The organism is Catenovulum agarivorans YM01, assembly GCF_000281085.1.
GTDB lineage: Bacteria > Pseudomonadota > Gammaproteobacteria > Enterobacterales > Alteromonadaceae > Catenovulum > Catenovulum agarivorans.
This window is the reverse complement of record NZ_JH767538.1, coordinates 95,868-102,224: the sequence shown is the minus strand read 5'-3', so window position 1 is coordinate 102,224 and position 6,357 is coordinate 95,868. Positions and strand designations below refer to the sequence as shown.

The 6,357-nt window shown below is 39.9% G+C and carries 5 protein-coding genes; 3 read left to right on the top strand and 2 right to left on the bottom strand.

Annotated features, from left to right (window positions below; all coding sequences use genetic code 11):
- Nucleotides 1-119: 119 nt before the first annotated feature.
- Nucleotides 120-2,531, bottom strand: a complete 2,412-nt coding sequence (locus WSC_RS0119215; protein WP_016957584.1) for a beta-galactosidase — start codon at nt 2,529-2,531, stop codon at nt 120-122.
- A gap of 155 nt (nt 2,532-2,686) precedes the next feature.
- Between WSC_RS0119215 and WSC_RS0119210 the strand changes: the two genes are divergently transcribed.
- Entirely contained in the window at nt 2,687-3,334 is a 648-nt protein-coding gene (locus tag WSC_RS0119210) for a putative glycoside hydrolase (RefSeq protein WP_016957583.1), read from the top strand.
- Nucleotides 3,335-3,386: 52 nt separating this feature from the next.
- Here WSC_RS0119210 and WSC_RS0119205 read toward each other — a convergent pair whose 3' ends face one another.
- Nucleotides 3,387-4,250 (bottom strand): AraC family transcriptional regulator, encoded by an 864-nt coding sequence (locus WSC_RS0119205; RefSeq protein WP_026016958.1) that lies wholly within the window; start codon nt 4,248-4,250, stop codon nt 3,387-3,389.
- Between the two features lie 162 nt (nt 4,251-4,412).
- On the opposite strand from WSC_RS0119205, the gene WSC_RS0119200 reads away from it, so the two are divergent.
- Together WSC_RS0119200 and WSC_RS0119195 are read left to right on the top strand one after the other, a co-directional pair.
- A complete protein-coding gene (locus WSC_RS0119200) occupies nt 4,413-5,519 on the top strand; it encodes a Zn-dependent alcohol dehydrogenase (RefSeq protein WP_016957580.1) in 1,107 nt (368 codons plus the stop codon).
- A gap of 1 nt (nt 5,520) precedes the next feature.
- The gene (locus WSC_RS0119195) at nt 5,521-6,327 is read left to right on the top strand and encodes an alpha/beta hydrolase (protein WP_016957579.1); all 807 of its coding nucleotides are present in this window, start codon (nt 5,521-5,523) and stop codon (nt 6,325-6,327) included.
- The last annotated feature ends 30 nt before the right edge of the window (nt 6,328-6,357 follow it).

The following is a 6,357-nucleotide window of genomic DNA, read 5'->3' as shown; positions in this document are numbered from 1 at the left end:
ATTCAGATTTCTTTCAATCTGACGGGTTTGCCAGCTTCGCTGGGCAAACAAAAAAAGAGCCGACCTAAGTCAGCTCTTTTTAGCGTTTAGACTAGATGCTTCGACAAATAGACCTCAGCTTATTTGCTGTCAGCCTGCACTTGTTTTAACTCACCAAATCTACGCTCGTATAGCTCTGAATGTAATTCACGGGCGGCATCAACCATAGCGTTGTATGGAATATCTGTTACAGATACAAAACCAACATTATAGTTTTCACCATCATAGGCGCGACCAGTGATAGGAGAATCTAAATATTGGAACCAATGTGCGCCAATAAAATAGTCGTTATCTATAATTGAGTGCATGTAATCCTTGTACATTCTTGCTCTGTCTTCTTGGTTAGCAGCATGAACCAAACCTGGGTGGAAGAAGCCTGACGCTGTTGTACCCATATGGAATTCACCAATCACAGTTGGCATATCTAGCTCTTCTAAAAACGCCCATTTTTTCTTGGTTAAACCTTCTTTATATAAATTAAAGCTGACTACATCGACGTATTTTTTCGATGCTTGAACAACTGGCATAGGCATACCCCAATCGGCAAATCGAACGCCCATGTACATATGGTTTGGCATATATTTTTCGAGCTTAGCGTCGACGATACGGAAATATTCACTTGCGTATTCAAACAAGAGTTTTTCATAATCGGCAACTTGCTGCGCATTGGTTTCGTCTAATTTACTATTGAAGCTACCTTGTTGGAACGCATCCCAAGAAGCAATATTGGTATTCCAAGCTTGGTTTAACTTAGCAATATTTGCATACTTAGCACGCATTTGTTCAGTAAACATGTTTTTAGTCGGTGATTCAGCACCATTTTGCGTGAGCGTATGGATGACAATACCCAACTCAGTTGTTTTCGATTCTGGACGACCCCAACTTTTTTCATTGTCAATGAAAACCCCGACACACCAAGGGCTGTTGTTTACTTCTTTAGCAACTTGTTTAATTGTTGCGTCAGCACGCTCTTCAAACTTAGGATCGAATACATCCGGTAATCCGCCCCAGAAATCATTACCACTAGAGACAGTTTTAAAATCACCAATTATCCAACCGTTTGCGAAGTATGGTATACGAGCATTGTCGTAATACATAGGATCGATCCAATTGCCGAACGAAGTAAAACCCCAGCTCAACATACGATCTACCGTCACTTTAGACCATTCATTTAGGTAAGAATACGGTGTGGTTTCACCATATTTACGCTCTAAGTTGGCCATATAAAAACTAAATACTTCACCACGCTCAAGTGGACCTGAGTGTGCACCACGGCGATAGCCATAACTGCTAGCCAATGGATCTTTGTAATCAGGCAACCACTCGAACATGTTAGCTCGCGTTTCAGAAACTAACTTACGTGTTGGGATAGCGTGTTTAGGTGGTGGATTTAACCCTTGAGAATCTTCTGGGGTCAGCTCGTCAGCACTACGTTGGTTGATAGCGTTTTGATCAAAATCATAACCTGTTAGTGTGGTCGCGTTCGACATCCTAACGTTATCAATACCCGTGGTGAAATATAAATAACCTTCTGGGTCAACTAACGACCACTTATCACCGACTTTTTCAGTTCTAAAATAGCCAGTTGCGGCTAATTTAGGGCCCTCTTTCCAGCCGCTGAATTTAGAACGGTCAGATAACTTTTCGCCATTATTTAAACGTGCAAGTTCCTTTTCTTTTACTTCAAGCAGCTCTTTTTCAGAATGAATTTTTTCTTCATATTCCAAACGAGTTGGTTGACCAAATTTATCAACTATACCCTCAAGGTATTCTTGATTCATTTTAGGGTTCGGCATCACTCTTACATTATCAATTGTTACTTCTTTGTCATGTAAGTTATATTGAACACTTAATGAAATTTGTTTTATTCCTTTAGTATCGAGATTTTTTGTACCCCACATCCAGATAAATTGTACTTGGTCTGATTCCCAAGTAGCAGGGTTAGAACGCAAACCTGAACTTAAATTCAATTCAACGTTTTCACCATGTTTATTGTCTGGACTAACTAAATCGTGACCGGCCATTTTTGAATAGTAAGTTTTAGCGCTACCCACTGGCACATTGACACTGCGGGTATAAACTTGACCGTTGTGATCATATACATTCAAAAACAACTGCGTTGAATATTGCCCTTGATTAGAGATATCAAACGCAATGCTGAAACTATCTAAGTCGCTCCAATCCCAAGCTTGAGTCGGAGTAAAATTAATTGCCGAGTACTCATGTTTTTTAGAATGAAATTTAACATTCAGCGCTGTATTACCTTCAGTCGCTCCGTGCGAAACCAGGTTGCCGTCAGCGTTAATTAGTTTCACTTCAAGCGGCAGCACGTCGGCCTCAAAATCGAATAAGATTCTTTCGGCGATAGGCGCTTGCGCTGTATTTTGAGTTTCAGTTAACTGGCAGCCAACAACACTTAAAGTCGCTAAAGCTAGTGCCGACAATTTAAAATTGTGACTCATGCGGCTATAACCGTAATCTAGATATTTCATTACTTATTACCTCGGTAGTATAAACTACTAAACAAACATTGTAGATAGTTAACAATAACCATAGAAAAATGTAAAGCAAATATCAAGAATATTGACAAAATTGTAATTTGTATACAATATACATGTTAATTTGTTGTCTAATGGTTAGGTATATTATGAAAACACCTGTGTTAACCCTGTCTACAAAAATTAGCTTACTTTTGTCATTTGTGTTGAGTTCAGTTGCTTTTGCGGCTGACCCAACCAGTGTTTTTGTTGCGCAAGGACAGCCAAACTCACCGTGGAAGTTTAGTGTTGGCAACGCTTTAGGATGGGGCATAGCTGTTGAAAATCAAGTTGGTAAAACTAAACGTGGTAACGTTACAGTAGAGCCAATAAGCAAAACAACCACAAACGATGCCATTAAAGTAAAGTGGCGAGGACGCAATAAAAAAGCGGCTTGGTATTCGAATATTACCTTAAATGGCCACAAAATAGATTTATCATCGGTAGAAGATACCAGCGCCTTGCAACTACAAATTAGAGTTGTAGAACAACCCACCTCAGTTGCTAAAATATCGATGCGCTGTAACTGGTCAAACAAATGTGATAGCGAGCTTGCTTTAAATCCTGTTTTGAAACAAATGCCTAAAAATGAATGGACAGAATTAACCCTGCCACTCAATTGTTTTAACCAAGACGGTAAATTCGATTTTAAAAACCTCACAGATATTTTTGCCATTTCAACCCAAGGTAAAATGGAACTCGACATTGCTAATGCTTATTTAGTCGCATTGCCCGCAGGCCATACCGGCTGCAAATAAACTATCTTCACCTGAATTCTGGATAAGCTATTCACCAGAGTTCAGGTGACGCTCACCGCTCCAGTCTTGTCTCTAACTGCATTTTGTATTTTTTGGGCGTGACCCCAAATTGTTTTTTAAACAAGGCGATAAAATGAGATGGTGTTGAAAAATTCAGCTCAAACGCAATATCTGTGATAGATAGTTTACTTTGTGACAACATACGCGCTGCGTTATACAGCTTATGGCGGTTGGCGTACTCAGAATAATTGCATCTAAAAACACTTTTAAACAATCTTGAAAAATACGACGGCGATAGGTGGCACAAGTCAGCGGCTTGCTCTAGCTGTAGTTCAACTGCTGTTTGTTGCTTAAACAACTCAACAATTGGTAATAATCTCTCATAACCTTTGGTTTGGTTGAGCCCCTGCGCTTGTGTAGATGTAACCGAACTCGCATGTTCGCTGATCCACAATAACAATAGTTTTAATAATGTATTGCTTTTATCACTTTGTGGATCTTGCTCGTAGGCCTGATGCAACCATTTTACTTGAGTCATTACTGCTGCAAAATGTTCTACCGGCATGCGTAAATGCATGCCTTGCTGAAAAAATGCCGCGGCATTATGCAGTTTTTCTTTGGTTAAAAATGCCGGTAAAAACTGAATAATAAACCAAGATTTGGGTTTATCGACTAACTCAAAATCGTGTGTTTCCATGCTAGGGGTAAACACAATATCGTGATCTTGTAGTTCAGATTGGCCTTGGCTATAAAAGTACACCCCATCTATTTGTTCAAATACAATTAATTCGTGCACTTCGTGAAAATGCATAAAACACGAATAGCCTAAATTACTTTCGTAACTGACATGGTGTACTTCAAAATCATAACCTTTTTGAATGCAAAATGGTTCGCAATATACTTTTTGTTTTGCCACAGCTGACTCATGTGCAAAGTTTTTCTTAGATAATTTAGTTTACATGCAATTGCCAAAAAACAGCAATATTTTGACATTTATGAATTCTGATATAACAGATTTGTTGTAAAAATCATGTTTAAATTTATTCAATTACATATTCGTATTTGGATAGAGGTTTTTATGATCAAGTCACGCGCGATTATTTCGGACGGCAAAGGCAATTTTAAGCTAACTGAGGTTGAAGTGGGTCAGCCAGGTGCATTAGAAGTGCAGGTTAACATTAAAGCATCCGGTATTTGCCATACCGACTGGGATTCGATTCAAAATTGGAACAAAGAATTTATTGTTGGTCACGAAGGCGCGGGCATTGTCACAGCCATAGGCGAAGGAGTCACTAAGGTCAAAGTTGGTGATAAAGTGATTCTAAATTGGGCGATTCCTTGTGGTAGCTGCTTTCAGTGTTTAGAAGGTAACGCGCATATTTGTGAAACTAACTCTCCTGTGTGCGGTTGTGACTTAGCAGGCCATGCACATGCGCAGGCATGTACTAAAAATGAGCAGCCAGTCGAACGTTCTTTCCATTTAGGCACTATGTGCGAATACACAGTTGTAAAAGAATCGGCGGTGGTAAAAACCGAGGTAGATATATCTTTTGAATCTGCGTCTATTGTCGGTTGTGGTGTTATGACGGGTTGGGGTTCTGTAGTAAATGCAGCCAACTTAAAAGCTGGTTCAACCGCTTGTATTATAGGTTGTGGTGGTGTTGGTTTAAATGTTATTCAAGGTGCAAAATTATCGGGTGCAGCGAAAATAATCGCCATCGACATAAATGCAGAGCGCATTGAACAAGCGAAGAAATTTGGGGCAACCCATGGCGTAATAGCTAGCCGCGAAGATATTGATTTCAACCAAGTTGCAGCGGATGTGAAAGCGTTAAATGGTGGCAGAGGAGCAGACTACGCCTTTGAATGTACCGCCATTCCGGCTTTAGGCTCTGCCCCACTTAAATTAATTCGTAGTGCAGGTACAGCGGTACAAGTAAGTGGTATAGAGCAACGCATTGACTTTGACTGTGAATTGTTTGAATGGGATAAAATTTACATCAACCCATTGTACGGTCAATGTAACCCAGAGCGTGATTTCCCACGTATTTTGTCTTTATATCAAAGTGGTAAATTATTATTAGACGAACTGGTCACTAAAACTTACACACTAGAAACGGTTGCAGAAGGTTTTGACGACATGCTCAATGGCCGAATCGCTAAGGGTGTTATTAAGGTGAGTTAAAATGTCGATAAATCGTTTAGAAATTTCTAATCCGGCGTATTCGCCGGACAATACTAAATTTGTCACTGTGCATTCGTCGAATTTGCAGCGGCGCCACGACATAGTTTTATACAATAGTGATGCGCAAGGTGAAAATTTACCAGTAATTATTCTGTTGCATGGTGTTTATGGCAATGCTTGGGTTTGGATGTACTTAGGTGGTATTCACCTAGCCTATGAAAAAGTAAAAGCTCAATTAGGCGGCATAGACTTTGTACTAGCCATGCCATCTGACGGCGGTTTGTACGACGGAAGTGCGTATCTGCCGCTAGCAAAACACGCTAACTATGATAAATGGATAACTGAAGATGTAATTGCAGCCGTTAAACAAGTGCAAAACTCTGTATCCGACAATAGCCGTTTTTACCTTTCGGGTTTATCTATGGGCGGCTATGGTGCACTGCGTTTAGGCGCTAAATATCCAAGCTTATTTAGTGGTATTTCTGCGCACTCGTCTATTACTAAAATTGACGATATGCGGCACTTTGTCACAACAGAGTTAACTGAATACCAATGCGAAACTGCACAAGAGTCCGATATTTTTTATTGGCTACAACAACATAAAAACCAGTTGCCGCCGATACGTTTTGATTGTGGCCTAGATGATGTGCTCTACCAGAGTAACTTAGACTTTGCGCAAAAACTAAAAACACTCAATATTGATGCTGAATTAGCAAGTTTTAGTGGGGAACATAGCTGGGAATATTGGCACCAGCATGTGCAAACGACCTTCAAATTTTTCGCCAATATTGAACAGACTAACAACTGACCTGACAAAAATAGCTGCGCAACAAATTTG